Annotated in this window: 19 protein-coding genes and 1 pseudogene; 12 read left to right on the forward strand and 8 right to left on the reverse strand. The window is 51.2% G+C overall.

Annotated elements, in window-relative coordinates:
• A partial coding sequence (locus AC5JO6_RS08755; RefSeq protein ID WP_496080678.1) for a tetratricopeptide repeat protein occupies positions 1-1,116 on the forward strand: 1,116 nt, incomplete at its 5' end.
• 107 nt (positions 1,117-1,223) lie between these two features.
• On the opposite strand, the gene AC5JO6_RS08760 is transcribed toward AC5JO6_RS08755, so the two are convergent.
• Both AC5JO6_RS08760 and AC5JO6_RS08765 read right to left on the reverse strand, forming a co-directional pair.
• Positions 1,224-2,093 (reverse strand): lipid kinase, encoded by an 870-nt coding sequence (locus AC5JO6_RS08760; RefSeq protein WP_496080748.1) that lies wholly within the window; start codon positions 2,091-2,093, stop codon positions 1,224-1,226.
• Positions 2,094-2,230: 137 nt separating this feature from the next.
• On the reverse strand, positions 2,231-2,554 hold the full coding sequence (locus tag AC5JO6_RS08765) for a phasin family protein (RefSeq protein ID WP_496080679.1): 324 nt from the start codon (positions 2,552-2,554) through the stop codon (positions 2,231-2,233).
• Positions 2,555-2,756: 202 nt separating this feature from the next.
• Here AC5JO6_RS08765 and AC5JO6_RS08770 point away from each other — a divergent pair, with 202 nt between their 5' ends.
• A complete protein-coding gene (locus AC5JO6_RS08770; protein ID WP_496080680.1) occupies positions 2,757-3,071 on the forward strand; it encodes a TIGR03792 family protein in 315 nt (104 codons plus the stop codon).
• Positions 3,072-3,459: 388 nt separating this feature from the next.
• Here AC5JO6_RS08770 and rbp read toward each other — a convergent pair whose 3' ends face one another.
• Complete coding sequence (gene rbp, locus AC5JO6_RS08775; RefSeq protein WP_496080681.1) at positions 3,460-3,753, reverse strand: RNA-binding regulator; 294 nt, start codon at positions 3,751-3,753, stop codon at positions 3,460-3,462.
• 318 nt (positions 3,754-4,071) lie between these two features.
• Here rbp and AC5JO6_RS08780 point away from each other — a divergent pair, with 318 nt between their 5' ends.
• Positions 4,072-5,289 carry a 4-hydroxy-3-methylbut-2-enyl diphosphate reductase gene (locus AC5JO6_RS08780; protein WP_496080749.1) on the forward strand — a complete coding sequence of 406 codons (1,218 nt, stop codon included), beginning with the start codon at positions 4,072-4,074 and terminating at the stop codon, positions 5,287-5,289.
• 65 nt (positions 5,290-5,354) lie between these two features.
• Here the strand turns inward: AC5JO6_RS08780 and AC5JO6_RS08785 are convergent, their stop codons facing one another.
• Positions 5,355-7,508, reverse strand: coding sequence for an S-layer homology domain-containing protein (locus AC5JO6_RS08785; RefSeq protein WP_496080682.1), 2,154 nt, complete (start codon positions 7,506-7,508; stop codon positions 5,355-5,357).
• Position 7,509: 1 nt separating this feature from the next.
• On the opposite strand from AC5JO6_RS08785, the gene AC5JO6_RS08790 reads away from it, so the two are divergent.
• The 7 genes and pseudogenes from AC5JO6_RS08790 to AC5JO6_RS08820 all read left to right on the forward strand — a co-directional run bounded on the left by AC5JO6_RS08790 (position 7,510) and on the right by AC5JO6_RS08820 (position 11,850).
• The gene (locus AC5JO6_RS08790; protein ID WP_496080683.1) at positions 7,510-7,668 is read left to right on the forward strand and encodes a hypothetical protein; all 159 of its coding nucleotides are present in this window, start codon (positions 7,510-7,512) and stop codon (positions 7,666-7,668) included.
• Between the two features lie 68 nt (positions 7,669-7,736).
• Complete coding sequence (locus AC5JO6_RS08795) at positions 7,737-8,087, forward strand: hypothetical protein (protein WP_496080684.1); 351 nt, start codon at positions 7,737-7,739, stop codon at positions 8,085-8,087.
• 287 nt (positions 8,088-8,374) lie between these two features.
• Positions 8,375-8,725 (forward strand): YtxH domain-containing protein, encoded by a 351-nt coding sequence (locus AC5JO6_RS08800; protein WP_496080685.1) that lies wholly within the window; start codon positions 8,375-8,377, stop codon positions 8,723-8,725.
• A gap of 8 nt (positions 8,726-8,733) precedes the next feature.
• Complete coding sequence (locus AC5JO6_RS08805; RefSeq protein WP_496080686.1) at positions 8,734-9,510, forward strand: DUF948 domain-containing protein; 777 nt, start codon at positions 8,734-8,736, stop codon at positions 9,508-9,510.
• A 90-nt stretch (positions 9,511-9,600) separates the two neighbouring features.
• Positions 9,601-11,097, forward strand: a complete 1,497-nt coding sequence (locus AC5JO6_RS08810; protein ID WP_496080687.1) for a GTP-binding protein — start codon at positions 9,601-9,603, stop codon at positions 11,095-11,097.
• A gap of 248 nt (positions 11,098-11,345) precedes the next feature.
• Positions 11,346-11,617 (forward strand): annotated as a pseudogene (locus tag AC5JO6_RS08815) (DUF6883 domain-containing protein).
• Between the two features lie 11 nt (positions 11,618-11,628).
• Complete coding sequence (locus tag AC5JO6_RS08820; RefSeq protein WP_496080688.1) at positions 11,629-11,850, forward strand: DUF4926 domain-containing protein; 222 nt, start codon at positions 11,629-11,631, stop codon at positions 11,848-11,850.
• Between the two features lie 97 nt (positions 11,851-11,947).
• Here AC5JO6_RS08820 and AC5JO6_RS08825 read toward each other — a convergent pair whose 3' ends face one another.
• Both AC5JO6_RS08825 and queF read right to left on the reverse strand, forming a co-directional pair.
• The gene (locus AC5JO6_RS08825) at positions 11,948-12,640 is read right to left on the reverse strand and encodes a hypothetical protein (RefSeq protein WP_496080689.1); all 693 of its coding nucleotides are present in this window, start codon (positions 12,638-12,640) and stop codon (positions 11,948-11,950) included.
• Between the two features lie 10 nt (positions 12,641-12,650).
• Positions 12,651-13,088, reverse strand: coding sequence for a preQ(1) synthase (gene queF, locus AC5JO6_RS08830; RefSeq protein ID WP_496080690.1), 438 nt, complete (start codon positions 13,086-13,088; stop codon positions 12,651-12,653).
• Positions 13,089-13,207: 119 nt separating this feature from the next.
• Here queF and AC5JO6_RS08835 point away from each other — a divergent pair, with 119 nt between their 5' ends.
• Entirely contained in the window at positions 13,208-13,777 is a 570-nt protein-coding gene (locus AC5JO6_RS08835; protein WP_496080691.1) for a hypothetical protein, read from the forward strand.
• A gap of 180 nt (positions 13,778-13,957) precedes the next feature.
• On the forward strand, positions 13,958-14,296 hold the full coding sequence (locus tag AC5JO6_RS08840) for a P-II family nitrogen regulator (RefSeq protein ID WP_496080692.1): 339 nt from the start codon (positions 13,958-13,960) through the stop codon (positions 14,294-14,296).
• A 401-nt stretch (positions 14,297-14,697) separates the two neighbouring features.
• Here the strand turns inward: AC5JO6_RS08840 and AC5JO6_RS08845 are convergent, their stop codons facing one another.
• Entirely contained in the window at positions 14,698-16,104 is a 1,407-nt protein-coding gene (locus AC5JO6_RS08845; RefSeq protein WP_496080693.1) for a DUF3370 domain-containing protein, read from the reverse strand.
• Between the two features lie 123 nt (positions 16,105-16,227).
• Positions 16,228-17,220 carry a vitamin K epoxide reductase family protein gene (locus tag AC5JO6_RS08850; RefSeq protein ID WP_496080694.1) on the reverse strand — a complete coding sequence of 331 codons (993 nt, stop codon included), beginning with the start codon at positions 17,218-17,220 and terminating at the stop codon, positions 16,228-16,230.
• Between the last annotated feature and the right edge of the window lie 257 nt (positions 17,221-17,477).

Genomic DNA, 17,477 nt, shown 5'->3' on the forward strand with positions numbered 1-17,477 from the left:
AGCGGTCAGCGGTCAGCGGTCAGCGGTCAGCGGTCAGCGGTCAGCGGTCAGCGGTTAGCGGTTAGCGGTCAGCGGTCAGTGGTCAGCGGTCAGGAGTCAGGAGTCAGAAGTCAGGAGTCAGAAGTCAGGAGCCAGCGGTCAGCGGTCAATTCCAGATTTGAGGTGGCTAATCCGCCGCAGCAAGCTACATTTTCCTCTGTCTCCCTCGTTCCCCCTGCTCTCCTCTCCTCCCCTATTACGCTTGATCAAGTGATTGTTCCTGAAAAAGCGCCACCGGGAAAACCCATTCCAGTGACCTATCGTTGGTCTGGCGATTGGCGATCGTTGCAGTCGGGGTTGGTGCTGCTCACCTGGCACAAGCAAGGACAGCCCGCACCATCGCAACGCTGGCTGCATGATCACGGCATTGGCATGGGCTTGCTGCACCCAAAAGTGCTGTCCGAAGTCACTGCGTCTCGTTTTCAAGTGGTAGAGCGTTTGGCGATGCTGCCGCCCCAAGATACTGCTACTGGAACGTATTTTCTAAAAGCGACCTATCTGGATCGCCAGACTGGTAAAACGGCTGCGATCGCCACTCCATCAGTCAGTCTGAGCTTGGACGCAAAGGCTACTGCCAGCCCTGCACCAGAGTTGGATCTCGTCACACAATTACGCACGCTATCAATGGCACTGCCAAAGGGCGGCAAGGCGTTGACTGCTGCCTTTGACCAGATCGGGCGCATCAATCAATACGACCCCACGCAGGACTACGCTGATCAGGCAAGGCAAGCGACAGCATATCGTCTGACGCAAGAACCGAAGAATCGTGAGTTTGCTTATACGCTGGCATTAGCAACGGTGCTGAAGCGCCGGGTGGGAGATGCGATCGCCTCGCTTCAGCAAGTCGTCCAGCTTGATGCCCAAAACCCGTATGCCTATGGCTATCTTGCGTTCATCAATCTCTACGATTTTCGCGCTCAAACGGCTCAAACGGCGCTACAGACTGCGCTCAAGCTCAATGCTCAACTACCCGAACTGTACGCGCTGAGCAGTGTAGCGGCTCTAATGCAGGGCAACCCTACACAAGCATGGCGGCAATTTCAACAGTTTGAACGATTGGAGAAGCAGTTGAACTAGGCGAATCGGCTATCAGCGGTTGGCTATCAGCAGTCAGCAAAATGCCATCGCAACTCGACGGAGCTTCCTGAAGCCTTCTGTTGAGATCATCGTGGCTTATGCGTTGGTCAGGGAACCAGTACCACAAGCGCTTTAGGAATGACGCGGAAACGAGCCGGAGTGCTGGTGGTCAGTTCACCATCGGTGTTGATGGAGTAGCGTCTGTGGGTGGTCAACTCGATTTCTTGACTCGCGATCGATCGCACAAATGACCACGAGCTGTGGGTACCAGAGCGCATATTGGGCAACAGTGCGACCATTTGCCACCAATGCTTAATTTCAAGGCTGTAGAGATCCAGGCGCTGATCGTCAATTGCCGCATCTGCTGCTACGGTCATGCCGCCGCCATAGTAACGCCCATTACCGATCGCAATCTGTACCGTTCTGACCCGTATCGATTCACCGTTGGCGTGAATTTCAGCGGTAAACGGAACGGATTTGAGCAAGACCTGGCAGGCGGCGATCGCATAGGCAAGCACTCCCCACCGTCGTTTAATCTCACGACTAAGCTGCTGAGTGATTTTGACGCTCAACCCCAAGCTGGCAACGTTAAAGAAATGCTTGCCGTTGACCCAGCCCAAATCGATGCGTTCGGAGCGCCCGCTTTTAATGACTTCACAAGCATCTGACAGCGTTGTGGAAATGCCGAGGGTACGAGCCAGATCGTTTGCTGTGCCCAGGGGCAAAATGCCCAACGGTAGTTGAGTGTCGAGCAAGCCCTCGATCGCGGCATTGAGCGTGCCATCACCGCCACCAATAATTACCAGATCGACCTGCTTTGCGTACCGTCGAATCGTCTCCGACAAGCTCTGAGGGTCGCTGTTGGGTGGCTCGATCAAGTCGAAACCAGCCTCTCGAAGCTGAGCGATCGCGCCTGACAGATCATTCTGTCCTCGACGAGCGTTACGATTGACTAGCAGTAAAGCACGCGCCTGCATAGGTTGTTGGGTATAAGAGGTCAGCACCATCAAATTAGAAACCTAGAAGCAGCATACGTGTTTTTGGTATCTGTTCTTTTCACAGAGAGCCAACTGGTTTCGATCGCTAACTCTCCCTCCCCTAAACCTGCCGTGCTTTAGCGCCAAAGCTTATTTTCAAAATCTCTGAGCTGCCGCTCCAGGCGATCGATACGACCACGCAGTTCATCCACTTCCGACTGGCGGGGAACACCAACATCTTGCATGATATTGCGAATTTGCCGCTGTACCTGTGACTCAAAGTTCCCTTGTTCTGACTTCAGCGTCTGCATCAGGTCATCAACGACATCCTTTGCTTGTTCGGGGTCAAGCTTACCGTCTCTCACCAGTTGTTCGCTGACTTCTTTAACCTTGTCCGCAACGAGTGACGTGGTGCCAACGCCAAGCATCAACAGTTGCGAGAGCCAATTATTATTATCCATGCTGGTTTTCCTATGGGTATGTTGTAACAGATGCGGCGCGGCGTTGTCGCCTCTGAAGTACTCCCTTATTCTGTCAAATTTGCAGTATCTTCTGTGCAGTTGCATTTATAACTGTCAGCAATGTCTTACAGCGGTATAGTTGCATTCCTCGACGCTCGACGCTAGAGTACGCTTGCCTTCTTTATCTTCTTACCTTACTTCTATGGTCATCGAGTGGTTAAAAGTTCAGGTTGCTCCAGCGCTGCGCGAAAAATTTATTCAAAAAGATGAGGAAATTTGGACAGCCGCTCTATCTAAGTATCCTGGTTATCTTGGCAAACAGGTTTGGCTTGACGCTAAAAGTGCAGACATCGTGGTGCTTGTCATTCATTGGGCGAACCGTGAAGCTTGGAAAGCGGTGCCTGCAAAAGATTTGGAAGCAACTGAAAAGCTGTTTGCTCAACAACTGGGGCAGAATACCTACAAAATTATTGAGGAGGGTGACTATCGAGTACGCAAGTTTCCGCAAAAGCCGTAAGCTTGCAGTCGTCTTCACTCAGATAGGTAAACTCGCTGGATACGGTGTCAGGGACGCATTGAGCCTCACTGAGGCACTCAGGCTCAGACACAGCAAACTGTAAGGTTCTGATGCGATCGCGGGTGCGTGACAAAGTTTCTGCAAGCTGGTTAAAGGCAACCAAAAACTTGGCTCAGCGAAGTGCCAAACACAGCAACCAATAGCCCTAACGCTGATCGCCCTTCAGTTTGACTAAAATGAGCAGCGTTTTGCTCTCGTTTTAGCTCCTTGAAGGCTGTTTTTTAGGCGCGAAATGAAACCGACTTGAAATGGGTCTTAGCAGCGGGTCGTTGCACGATCGCTAGAGGCGATCGCACGCTCGTCACTATGAGCTAGAGCACTACCCCATTTAGTAGGGACTATTGGAAAGACTTCTCCCTCCACCAGAGCCACGGCTGTCTTCGCGCGGCTTCGCTTTGTTGACTTTCAGTTCGCGTCCAAGCCATTCGGCACCATCAAGCTCAGAAATTGCCAGGTCTTCTTTCGATTCGTCCTTCATCTCGACGAAGGCAAACCCGCGCTTTCTGCCTGTTTCGCGGTCTGTAGGAAGGCTAATCCGACTGACTTCGCCGTATTCTGCGAATACTTCTCGTAGGTCGTCTTCAGTAGCCTGGAAGGATAGGTTACCAACGTAAATAGTCACGCTTCTCTCCAACCAAGTTTCGAGGGACACGTCCAATTGCGGTTAAAGCAGCAAACGCTTGACTACCTTAGCGATGAGCAATTTGAACACTTTGGGAGCTATCATAGCAGAATTTCGAGAAGGAGCATAGATCTAGCAAAATGTCCACAGTTTAAGAAAATGTCTTCTAAGAAGGTTACATCTGATGAGAAGGCTGCATTTGAAAATTTGGGCTTTTGTCTTCTGCTTTCCATCAACCGTTAGTTCACGATCGCGCCAGCGCGTATGATGAAAGGAAGCCAAGTGTCGGGTGTGGTTGCAACAGAGGAAATGCAAGGTATGGATACAAGAGCCTTTAAGCGATCGCTAAACAGTTCGGAGAACTATCACCGGAAGGGGTTTGGGCACGAAGCTGATGTCTCTGACCAGATGCAGTCGGAATATCAAAGCAGCCTGGTGCAGCAGATTCGTACTAACCACTTCACCATTCAACGGGGAGCAGTCACTATTCGTCTGGCAGAGGCATTTGGCTTTTGCTGGGGAGTCGAACGGGCAGTAGCGATGGCGTACGAAACGCGGCAGCATTTTCCAACAGAGCAGATCTGGATTACGAATGAGATTATCCACAATCCTTCGGTCAACCAGCGCCTGCGAGAGATGAATGTGCAGTTCATTGAAGTGACGCATGGCGAAAAAGATTTTTCGGGGATCGATCGGGGTGACGTGGTGATTTTGCCTGCGTTTGGAGCCAGTGTGCAGGAGATGCAGTTTTTGAATGAGCGGGGTTGCACGATCGTGGATACCACCTGCCCCTGGGTGTCTAAAGTCTGGACGACGGTTGAAAAGCACAAGAAAGTAGACTACACCTCCATCATCCACGGCAAGTACAACCACGAGGAAACGGTTGCGACCAGTTCGTTTGCAGGCAAGTATCTGATCGTGCTGAACATGGCGGAAGCAGAGTACGTTGCCAACTACATCCTCAATGGTGGCGATCGCGCTGAGTTTATGACCAAATTCGATCGTGCCCACTCGGCTGGTTTTGATCCTGATTTCGATCTAGATCGGGTTGGCATTGCGAACCAGACCACCATGCTGAAAGGTGAAACAGAGCAGTTGGGCAAACTGTTTGAGCGCACGATGATGCGAAAGTATGGTCCCGATCAACTCAATCAGCATTTCCTGAGCTTCAATACCATCTGCGATGCCACGCAAGAACGTCAGGATGCGATGTTCCAGCTCGTCGAAGAAAAACTGGATTTAATGATGGTCATTGGCGGCTATAACTCGTCCAACACCACTCATTTACAAGAAATCGCGATCGAGCGTGGCATTCCCTCATACCACATCGACAGTGCCGATCGCATTGGTCCCGGCAACCGGATTGAGCATAAGCCTCTAAAGCGCGATTTAGAAGTAGTCGAAAATTGGCTACCCAACGGCTCCGTTGTGGTGGGAATTACCTCTGGCGCATCAACACCCGACAAAATCGTCGAGGATGTTCTAGAGAAAATCTTTGAGCTAAAAGCAACAGACTCACTGGTACGAACGATCTAACCGCAGAGATGCAGAGTCCGCTGAGCCTTTACTCTGCGTGCTCTGCGCCTCTGCGGTCAACACTCTTACACTGCAACAATGTACGGCGAATTAATCGCAGCGGCTCGTCCTGCCTGGACTAACCCCTGATACACGATCGCCACGACTTCTGCTCTAGTCGCCTCACGCGTCGCATTTAGCTGTCGGACGTTGGGGAAGTTTACGACGATTTTCGCTTTTGTCGCCGTAGCCACCTCATCCTGAGCATTCTGGGGCACACTGCTGCGATCGTCGTACCCATTGAGTAAACTCATATCGCCTACAGGTAAGCCCAAACCACTCACCAGCGAGAGCCAAACCTGAAGCCGCAAGACATTCTGATTTGGTTTAAACGTGCCATCAGGAAAGCCGGAAATAAACCCACCCTGATACGCCTGGTCGATCGCGGGTTTCGCCCAAAAGTTGGCAGGAATATCGGCAAAATTAACCACAGTGCGCTTCGGTGGTGGGTTGAAGGCTTTGGCAATGATCGCAGCATACTGGGCGCGGTTCATCGTGACATCAGGCTTAAAGCTGCCGTCCTCAAAGCCACTAATCAGGTTCTGATTCGCCAATCCGACGATAAAATCGGCTGCCCAATGCCCTTGAATATCGGTGAAGAGGGGTAATGGAGCATCGGGCGCGACGATAAAGGCAGACACGATCGCGGGTGCCCGGTTCAGCGCCACAAGCGATTGGTAAATGATGGCGACCACTTCGGCACGTGTCGCATCCCGCATGGGTTCCAGTTGTCGGACGTTGGGATGATTGACCACAATCCGGCGCTGGGTTGCGATCGCCACGTTCTCGGTGGCATAGCTGGGAATCTGGGCGCGATCGCTATACACCTTCAACACATCCAAAACACCGCCTGTGAGACCAATCCCGCCAATCAGCGAGACGATCAACTGGACGCGAGTCAGGTTTTGATTGGGACGAAACGTATTGTCTGGAAATCCTGTAATAAAGCCCATCTGGTTGGCTTTTATGATCAGATCAGCCGCCCAAAAACTCTGTGGTACGTCACTAAAGCGTTTAGCAGGTTGCTTGGCAGGCAAATCAAAGGTTTTCGCAATCACCGCTGCATACTGAGCACGGGTAATGGGTGCTTCGGGTTTGAACGTGCCATCTGGGAAACCGCTGATAAAGCCCCTGCTGACTAACCCCTGAATAAACGACTCTGCCCAATGTCCCTGCGTATCGTCAAACCCGGCTGGATTTGAGGGTGGGGGTGCAGGCGTGGGAGTGGGTGCAGGCGTGGGAGTGGGTGCAGGCGTGGGGGTTGGAGTTGCCGAAGGCACCGGTGCAGGGGTTGGAATCTCATTGCCAACAAAGTCGATCGCGCCCTGTACCTTGGTGGGATCAACTTGATTGCCAACTGAAATCAGCGTGAGGGTTGTGCCGTTTTGAATATCAAACTGTCCGTTTTGCCGAAAAATATTGCCGCCTGGAGCCTGACTGTTGCCCAAATCCGGTAGCGCTGTCTCCGTGACGACCAAGCCAGCTTCTGTATTGTTCTGAACAATATTGCCGCGCAGCACTGCTTTTGATTGCTTGTTAATGACAATGCCAGCACGATTTTCAGAAATTTGGTTTTCTGCTAAAAGCGGTGCGGCGCTATCGCCAACGGCGATTCCAAAACCAGTTTGCCGACAGACGTTTTGTCGCCATTCGCCTTTAGAATTGCGCGTGATGGAAAACCCGCTGGCGGAGTTTTGGATGACAACATTGCCTGTCACGAGAGGTGTTGCCGTACCTGTGGCAAAAACGCCCTCGCGCTTGCAGTTGGTAAAAGTGTTGTTGGCGATCGTGGGATTAGTCGACTCAACCCACGCTCCCGTACCGCGAATCTCCGGATTTGTGACCGTTACGCCCTTTAATTGAGCATTATTTGCCAGTTGAAAGGTAACATTCTGGTTGGCAAACGTGGGGCTGGGAAAGATACCGCTGCCGGAGATTAAAATACCGCTGCCTTTGCTGGCTTCGCTACCGATCACCGTTACCCCCGAAGGAATTTTGATTGGAAACGCCTCACCGGTCGCAGAGCTGTAAGTGCCTGATGCCAGTTGAATGGCTGTACCTGCTTGAGCCGCTTGAAGCGCACGGCTAATCGTTTTGAAGGGAGCCGCCTGTGTGCCGCTACTACTATCGTTACCCGCTGCTGGATTGACAAAAAGGGTTGTCGAAGTCCCCTGCACCATAATGATTCCTCACTCTCAGATGATTATTGCCTGCAATGAAGCCTTTGATGATTCCGTGTTGCATTCGTTCACTCTTGCCAGAATCAACTCTGGAACGATCGATGGTGCGGGAGCGCTCAAGCGTGTTTCCAGAGAAAACTCGACCTACAATACTTTATAAGGTGAGCCTTACTAGCCTAAAAGCTGAAAGCCGTTAGCGGTGTCCATCGACTTAATACGAGACGTTTGATGTTGATCACTGTTTTAGTATGCAATGTGAGTGTTGGGTTGCTTTGCTTAGTTGCTGCCTGGCAGCTTTGGCGACTCAAACATCGCTTGGCAAGAGCAGCTAACACGCTATCATCGTTTGAACGAGCGGTACATCGGGTACTGCACCGTGCGCCGGACACAATTGCTAGAGGACACTCTGGCATCGATCAATTACGAGCACACTATCGGAGCCTGGAACCTCAGCTTCAACGTGCTCAACAGGCTCTAGCGCTTCTCAGTTTAGGACAAACGCTGTGGCAGCGCCGCTTCCTGCTTGTGCAGCGATCGCGATCGCCTAGCAAAGCCTCACCAAGCCGCTCCCTTCGGTAGATTACTCCCCTTGAGCGGTTGACGTTGCAGCGAAAAAGCAACCTTTTAGAGCACACCTGTTGCATACAGAGGCAAGCGACCAATCGTCGGGGTAATGTTGGGGTAGATTTAGAAGGTGTTAGTGCCAGTACTGCCAATGCCTTACTGCCTGAAGTACGCTGCTTTAAATGCGGTTTCATCTGCTGCTTCTGTCTTGCTTCGGTGAGACTGGATTAAACAGGTCGGGTTTTGGCGCTGGCAGTTTGCACACAAGACGGCGAGTCGTAGTTAAGAAGGAAAACCAGAACATGTCAAACAACCGCTCTGGAGCATTTCTGGGAGGACTACTGGTGGGAACCGCGATCGGCACACTCACTGGCATTCTCTTAGCGCCTCGTGCTGGACGTGAAACTCGCCAGTTTTTGAAGAAATCAGCCGACGCTTTACCAGAATTGGCAGAAGATCTGTCGAGTAGTGTACAGCTCCAAGCCGATCGCCTGTCTGAATCAGCGTTGCGAAACTGGGACGGTACACTTGTGCGACTGCGAGAGGCGATCGCGGCGGGTCTTGAAGCCACCCAACAAGAGCATCAGGCGCTAGAAACGGCTGAAATCCCGCGACCTGAGATGGAGTCTCCTGCTCACGACAATCTGCTGTAGGCATACCTGTGACTGATCCGTTGTTCTGGCTAGTGTTGTCTTTGCTGTTCGTCACGGTTAGCCTGACGATCGTGCTGGTCATAGCGATCCCCACCTTTAGAGAGCTTTCCCGCGCTGCCCGGAGTGCTGAGAAACTGTTTGATACGCTTCGACGCGAGTTTCCGCCCACCTTACAAGCAATTCGGCTCACAGGGCTGGAGATCAGCGACTTGACAGAGGATGTGAGTGAAGGCGTGCAGAGTGCTGGTCAGGTCGTAAAGCAGGTAGATCAGAGCTTAACGGGAGTGCGCCAACAGGCTCAGCGTGTGCAATACAGCACTCGTAGCGTAGTGGTTGGTCTTAAAGCTGCCTGGAGGACGTTTACTCGATCGCCGAAGTCTACCACTCAACGACGTAGGGTCGATCGCCCGCCGACACCACGACCCCAAGCCGAACGCAATAGCGCCTCCTACGACAGTGATTCATCTACCAGTGATTCATATACCAGTGCCTCGTATAGCAGTAAACATCTCAGCGACGCACCATCAGAAGCCGCATACCCTAATCGACGTGTAGCGTCTCCAGAGGAACCGCTGAAGCAGTCTATACCTGATCGTACTCCTGATCTGGCTTCACCCGACTCCAGCGATCCCCGCAGCAGCAGTGAAAACGGATCGTCAACGCCTACAGCGCGTAAGGTTGAACGCTCGCGATCGTCTCGCCCCAATCAACCCAATCCCAATACTGCGATCCCTGATCCATTCGATTATCAACACGGCACCGAAACGATCGATTATCAGGATTGAAGTTGTGGCAAGGACAAGTCATCCGCACTCTAGTCTTCGTGCGAAATCGCTAGGATGAAGCAGTCACCCAAATTATGACTAGCGTCATTTATGTCTGAGCCATCGCCAACTTTGGGGTCACCTCAAAGGCACAGCCAATTTAGTCAGGAGCTTGACGAAGCTATTCTTGGATTTGAAGACATTCAAGCAGAGCTGAACTATCGGCAGGCTCAAAGTGCGTTGCATGAGTTAGTTGAGAACCTGGACTTAACTCCGCAAGAACGGCGTGGACTGGAGCCAGAAATCGGTGGGCTAGAAGCGCTGCTGGATAAGCTCGATCGCCAGGTGGTTCACATTGCCGTTTTTGGCATGGTGGGACGCGGTAAGTCATCGTTGCTGAATGCCTTGTTGGGCGATCGTGTCTTCGAGACGGGACCCGTTCATGGTGTCACTCGTGCGTCCCAAACCGCAAGCTGGAACATCAAGCGCGAGGCAATTGCTGGCAGTAACCGCCCCATTCTGCGCGTTGCTCTACCCAGCGTTGGCGATTCTCACATCGAACTGATTGACACTCCCGGCATTGATGAAGTAGATGGCGAAGCGCGAGAAGCACTGGCGCGGCAAGTTGCCAAGCAAGCAGACTTGATTCTGTTTCTGATTGCAGGCGACATGACAAAGGTAGAATACCAGGCGTTATCAGAGCTGCGAAATGCCAGCAAGCCCATCCTGCTGGTGTTTAATAAAATCGACCAATATCCCGATGCCGATCGCCTCGCCATTTATCACAAAATCCGAGACGAACGCGTGCGGGAACTGCTCTCACCCGATGAAATTGTCATGGCAGCCGCCTCGCCGTTACAGGCAAAGGCAGTCCGCCGTCCCGATGGTCGCGTTGCCGCACAACTCAGCACAGGCGAACCGCAAATCGACGAGCTAAAGCTGAAAATTCTCGAAATCCTGTATCGCGAAGGCAAAGCGCTCGTAGCACTCAACACGATGCTGTTTGCTGATGATGTGAACGATCGCCTGGTTGATCGCAAAATGGATATCCGCAATCAGAGCGCCGATCGCGTGATCTGGAATGGCGTGATCACAAAAGCAGTGGCGATCGCGCTCAACCCCATCACCGTCGTCGATCTGCTGAGCAGCGCCGTCATTGATGTCGCCCTGATTCTCTCCCTCTCCAAGCTCTACGGCATCAGCATGACTCAGCATGGTGCTATCAACTTGCTGCAAAAAATTGCGCTGGCAATGGGTGGCGTGACTGCCAGTGAACTGCTGGCAACGCTGGGACTCGGTTCGCTGAAAAGCTTGCTCGGTCTAGCGGCACCTGCCACAGGTGGCGTGTCGTTGGGTGCCTATGTATCTGTAGCCCTGACTCAAGCGGGCGTTGCCGGGGTTTCGACATACGCGATCGGGCAAGTCACCAAGGCATATCTCGCCAACGGTGCCTCCTGGGGCGATGATGGACCTAAAGCCGTTGTGACCCGTATCCTCTCCTCCCTCGATGAAACCTCCATCCTCAATCGTATCAAAGATGAACTCCGCGCCAAACTCGACTTGAATCGGCGTAACGTGCGTCCTAACGCTGCATCAGCTAAGCAATAGCTAGGTCAGCCTTAATAAGCTGCTGCTAAACTCAACGCATGGTTTTTCAGTGCCAATGGCAATACTTGATCCAAATGCCATCATTGCGGAAGTAAAACTGACGCGATGCGCGACTTTCCTAAAATACCTGCCAAAACTGCCCTCACCCTAGCCCTCTCCCATCGGGAGAGGGAACCGGAACGGTCTGGAAGCCCTTCTCCCCAGGGAGAAGGGTGGGGATGAGGGCGAATTAGTTGCACATCGCGTAACTGACAAAATACCTACTGATTCCGTTGGCGAAGGACGATAAATCGCAGTTTTTAGCGCAGGCTATAGGTTAGAAAATTGGCAGCAGCTTCAGCAAGATTTGAGAGAGCAAATTTTACCGTTAGAAGCTATTCCAACAGCCCTGACACAATATGGACAAAAATATATAACTACGGGCAATTTAATCAGCCCAAATGGTAGAGCAATACGAGTCAAAACTATTTGGATGGTTACAGAGCGAAGAACACAATTTGTTACACTGTTTCCTGCGTAGGAGGTAAGTACATGAAATTCCAACTGTTCACACAAGTTGCTTTAAAAGAGGATATGCCTGCGCTGCGTTTGAAGCAAGGAAGCATTGGCACAATTGTAGAGTTTTACCCTATGCTAAACGGACGAGAAAACGGGTATAGTCTCGAAGGTTTGATTCCTCAAGATACGGTTGAAGTCTCTGAATCTCAAATCGAAGCGATCGCCATACCACTGTCACAAACTCAAATAAATTAGAGCGCGATCGCCAATCATAGATAACCAGGATGATTTAAGAGAGTTACTCTCTGTACTTCTAATAAGAATCTTGGGAACAAATCAGAGAGTGATTAATCTATAACTGGCTAAAAATTGCACCCGCGATCGCGCCAATTAGTCCACCCACCCAAAAAAGAAACGGCAGCTCGTACAAAAGAATCGCCAAAAAAGATTCGTATGGTGCAAGAAAATGCGATTCTAGTGATTCTTGCACCAATTTATCCTTGAACTGGAAGAAGCTGAAGGCTTTTGAGCTTATTTCAAACAAAACTCTCAACCCGACCAGCGCAACGTTACCTGCTACTGCTCCAGTTGAACTACCCAGTAAAACTCTGCCCCAGTCGGTTGCTGCAACACCTTCCAAATAGTGTAATCCCGCCGTTGCCGCAACGATCGCCCCCCCAATTGCTCCAATTCCACCTCCCAAGACTGGAGCGATTGAAGTGCCATAAAACCGCGCTGAACTGTCCGCTTTTTCTACAGCCCAATATAAGTTAAGCGCTACAAGCAGCAGCAAAATTCCAACTGCTGCTCCAACCACTGCTCCGGTCACAAACCTAGCCCAAACGTTTGCCTCTGAAATCGCTCCCAAACACCAAATAACAGTAGAAGCTACAGCAACCAGAGTTGCCAGCAGTAGGACAAAGTATTTCGTTACGTCTAACATCCAACCAATTAAAGGCTGCGAAGCCAATGATTCAAAGTGGGATGCCTTTTGAGTAAAAGACTGCAATTCCTGTGGATCAACGTCGTCTCCGATTTTTGCCATAAGTTATCTACTATGTTTCTTTCTTATGCGCGACCTCAATCACGGTATGCACGTTGCCACGCGGTAAGAAATCGCCTTTGATTTTTACCTCCAGGGGATCGCAGGCGGCAACGAAGTCATCCAGAATTTGGTTGACGGATTCTTCGTGGGAGATGTAGCGATCGCGGTAGCTATTGATATACAGCTTGATTGCCTTCAGTTCCACGACCCGTTGATTCGGCACATAGGATAGATAGATCGTGGCAAAATCGGGGTAGCCGGAAAACGGGCACTTGCAGGTAAACTCCGGCAGCGTGATGTGAATATCATATCGTCGCCCCACTCTGGGATTCGGAAAGGTAATGAGTTCACCCTGAGCAATGTGTCGCTCACCATACTTGGGTTCAGCAGTCTGATCCTGAGTCTCAAATTCAGCAGTTGAGAATTGTTGCGTTTCGGGGTGGCTCATGGTGATGCGTAAAATTGTTTGCGGATTTTAGAGAATTTCTTGACAAATTTTGCGGCGATCGCTCTAATTGCGGCTATTGTGAGCGTAGTTTATCGACTCTAGCGTTCAGACGTAAACCTATGACATCTAGAATAAACGCCAAGCAGTCTCCACGAAAGGCTCAAGGCTCCAATGTTCAAAAAATTTCAGCCAACCCTCACGCGCCGTCAGTGCCCATCTCACTGTATCGGGAAGTGGCGACTGAGCTAAAGGCGACTCAGACAAAAATGGAGTCGCTCGCGCAGCAAAATCAGCAGTTGACGCAGCAAAACCAGCAGTTACGGGTAGAAATTGAGCGGGTTGTGCAGTCGGCTCTACAGCTTCGCCAAACTGCTGATGCCCATTTACCTGCTAACCAGTTGCTTGTAAACCAGTTGCCTACAGTGCCTACAGCCTTACAGGGCTTGGAACTTCACTTTCAACCACCTGCTGCTATGCCGATGACTGCTGCGGGTGTTGTAGAAAAACCCGAACCACCTGCCCAAAAACCACTCTTCACAGAGCAAGAAGGTAAACTGCGGCAGTCCGCATCGAAAGAGCGGAGTGCAGAAATGGGTGGTTGGTGGCTGGCGATCGTGATTTGCTTCATCGTCATCTCTGCCTTTGGTACGGGATTTTTCATTGTTCGTCCGTTGCTACCCTCACGCTGAAATGTAAAGGACACTGGTGGGGAGATCAAACTTTTAGTAGAGTGACACGCGAGTTTCTACCGAAAGATAGCCATGCATCACGATAAATTGTATCTTTATCTACAAAACAGACGCTTTTGACGGTGATAGAAAGTGTTTTGCTAGACAATTTACTGGTAGATAAAACAAGGAGTGTGGGAATTGAAGAAGGTTGAAGCAATTATTCGTCCATTCAAGCTTGATGAAGTCAAAATCGCGCTTGTCAATGCTGGCATCGTCGGTATGACCGTGTCTGAAGTCCGAGGCTTTGGGCGACAGAAGGGGCAGACTGAGCGTTACCGAGGCTCTGAGTATACGGTTGAGTTTTTGCAAAAGCTTAAAGTTGAAATCGTAGTCGAAGATGATCAGGTTGACATGGTGGTAGAAAAGATTATTGTTGCTGCCCGCACTGGCGAAATTGGGGATGGCAAAATTTTCATTACCCCAGTCGATCAAATCATTCGTATCCGCACAGGTGAGAAAAACTTTGAAGCGATTTAGCTGTTTGCTCTAAGGCGCAAGTGAGGTTAACGGCAGTCTAGAGCTTGTTTTAGACTCATAAGTCCTGATTGACTGACAAAACTCTCGAAACCCCGATGCTTGCGTAGGTTGGGTTAGCGATAGCGTAACCCAACAGAACCTAAGCTAGTGTTGGGTCTCACGTTGTGCTGCTACGCAGAAGCAAGCTACAACCCAACCTACAAAAGTAGATTTGTCAGTCAACCAGCTCATAAGTCTCTAGCTGCCCTAAAAAGTTGCACGAATACAAGCAATCGCTTTGAGCTTAATCGCTTGCACGCTTTTCTCGATCGCCTGTTCTTTGCTAGCGTCCTTTGTCTTCAGTAGCTAAAGGCATAGAGCTGCAACATACCTCAAAGCTGTCTGTCTTGATACAAGCAGGTTTATGGAGACAAGCGATTGTCCCCTGATGACTGCTGCAACTGTGGTGTGCTCAACGTTTGGATGGTGAGCATCTGAGGTGGCGTGGCATCTGGTGGATACAGGAAGTCGACTTGCACTAAACGCCGATCGCCCGGAGGCATCATAAATGTTGCCAGCGCTTCTCCCACTTGCCCCCGACGCTGTACCAGATGCCAGTACTGGGTACGAGGAAGACCGCGATCGTCGTTATAGCGGATGCGAACCGTGCCTCGGAAGAACACATTTGGATAGGGTGGTTGCCGGAACCGCAGACCTGGTTTGCTTAACGTGTCTTCTTTTAGCGGTGTTTGCATCAGCACCTGTACTGTTTGGGGTGCCTCCGTATTGTTGACTAAGGGCATGGTGAGGCTGTATTCAATGCCATAGTTGCCGTGCGCCTGATAAGCTGTGCCTGGATAGCGAGTGAGCAGGGTGGCGCTCTGGTTTTGTCCCGTGCCCATCTTGCCAGCCAGAAGTGTGCTCAAGCCGTAGGAATAAGACTGTCCGCGCTGTGGAATGGCTAACAGACGACTATCTGGGTCAGTTACTTGAGTCCGCCACTGGGAACCTTGCGCGACTGCTGCAACCCGACCATAGATTTCTGCTCCTGTCAGGCGATCGGGTGGGCTAGGAGCGGTTTCACGCGGTCCAGCAAAGTCGCCTGCCTCTAGCAGTGCCTCCCATTCTTCCAGGGTGGGTGCCCGTTCGCTACCGTCTGGATTTTGCTTGGCAAACATTGCCAGATTTGCCATGTAGACGGCACCATTGCTGTGGAGCCGTACTAACGTCGATCGCCCATTCAACGGTGGGGTCAAGGTACGCACGGGAATCGGCAGATTCATCAACATCCGGCTTTGCTTGGCTGGAATGATCAAGCGATCGCTCCAGCCATCTTGCCGTCGCCCTCGCAGAACGTCATTCATCGCGCGATCGCCCGGTCCTGCGTAAACCGTACCCAAGGCATTCTCAAGCTGTGGTGGCAACGCAATAAATGGAGCATCCGGCTGGCTGAGATAGCTTGCAGCTTGCAGCACATCCACCGTGACGGGTTCGTTGCCTGGATTGTAAACAATCACGCCCAGATAGAGCGATCGTAAATCGTTGGGCGTTTCGATCGCCCGTGCAATGTGGTGCGAGAACAGATCAAACCGCCCCCGAAACGGAAAATCGAGATGGGCACCCGGCACCCGCTTGCCCTGCGGTGGAAACGTTGAGAGCAAAATGCCCTCCGTCTTCACGATTTCTGGGTTGTTGCTATTGAATACGGGCACCTGATCCAGCCCACCGGGTAAGGGTCGCGTCTGTTGGGGAATGACGATTTCTTGCGGCAAGATGGGAGGCATCGGTACAGTCTGAGCAAGCAACACACTGGCAAAAAGGGAAAGCATAAACTCCTGAACCTGGCTAACGACCGTAACTCAGTCTACGGCGATCGGTTGCTGTCAGTACCAGGGTTTTGCTCCGTTCCGCCATGAAGCTCACGTAGAGAAGGCGTTGGCGCGAGTCCTACACTAAAGAGTATTCTTAAAACTACGCGGTCCCGTGTAGCCAGAGCGATCGGCTAATTCTTGCAATGCTGCCTGACCAGAATAAAACTTGCCATTAATCTCCCAGGTAGGAAACCCAAACCCCTGCCCCAGTTGCTTCTCGGCTCTGGCAGCGACTTCTTGACAAACAGCCGTTTGATTGTTTTTGCCATCCGAGGCGCATTCAACAGCGGGTAAATCATTGAGCGCTTCAACCCCAAACAGCTTTTTTTGTTGGTAACAATGCGGGCACCAGTAGGCGCTGTACATTTTTGCGCCAGTTTGTTTGAGATGACGGGCAAGCTGCCTTTCTGACTCGCCAGACGTGTCTTTGATGGTAAAAAACACTTGTCCGCTGCTAGACGCAATATTGTAAGCATCCGCAACAGGTTTGCCTACAGGCGCAAAAATCGCCAACGTCCCTACAAGCGTCACCATGCCAACGATGATGCCTGTGAAAAAAAGTTGTCCAACATCATCCCAGGCGCGACCTAAAAGAGTGAGGATAAAAAGGCTGAGCGCAAAAACCGCTGAGGCAATGCAGTAATAACAGATAGCTTTTACGCCGAAAGGCATCACAAACTTGGTGACCATGATGCTGATCAAATAGCCGCTAAAGATTAGCATGGCGGTTGATCCGGCAAACAACAGTAACCAGGTCCAGTTTTCCAGTTTCGATCGCAGTTCTTTTTGCTGATCGCCCTGAATCGCCAGGGGTGCGAACGCAAAGATCGCCATGCTGATGTATGCCACTAACCCAAACAGCGCTAAAGGCAATCCAAAGACGGTGGCGTAAGGACTAGAAAGCACCTGCTCACAGCCGCCTGTAGGGCAAGCTGTTTCGGTATTGGTGAACCTGGTGATGGTGAGATAGGCAGTATTGAGTGCGCCCAGAATCGCAACGCCGCCAATCAGTGGGCGCGACCAGCGATGCATCCAGGGAGCGGTGCGACGACGACTGACAAGACCCTTAGACATAAGACATCCTCAAAACCCAGCAGTTCTCCTGGAAATAACAGCGTTACCCTACCATTTTGCCCCATGAGTCTTCTGATTTTATCGCAATTCTCCTTTTGGTTTCGATCGCCCTCCTAGAGCCGTTGCTTGAGCCATCAGACAGCATGAATTTCAGGCACATTAAGTAGGTAGTCACAATTAGTTGTGAGGTAGGGGTTTGGGGGCGCTGCCCCCAGGCAGGGGGTTCCACCCCCTCCACCCCCAGAATCATCTTTAGT

Source organism: Tildeniella sp., assembly GCF_059505325.1.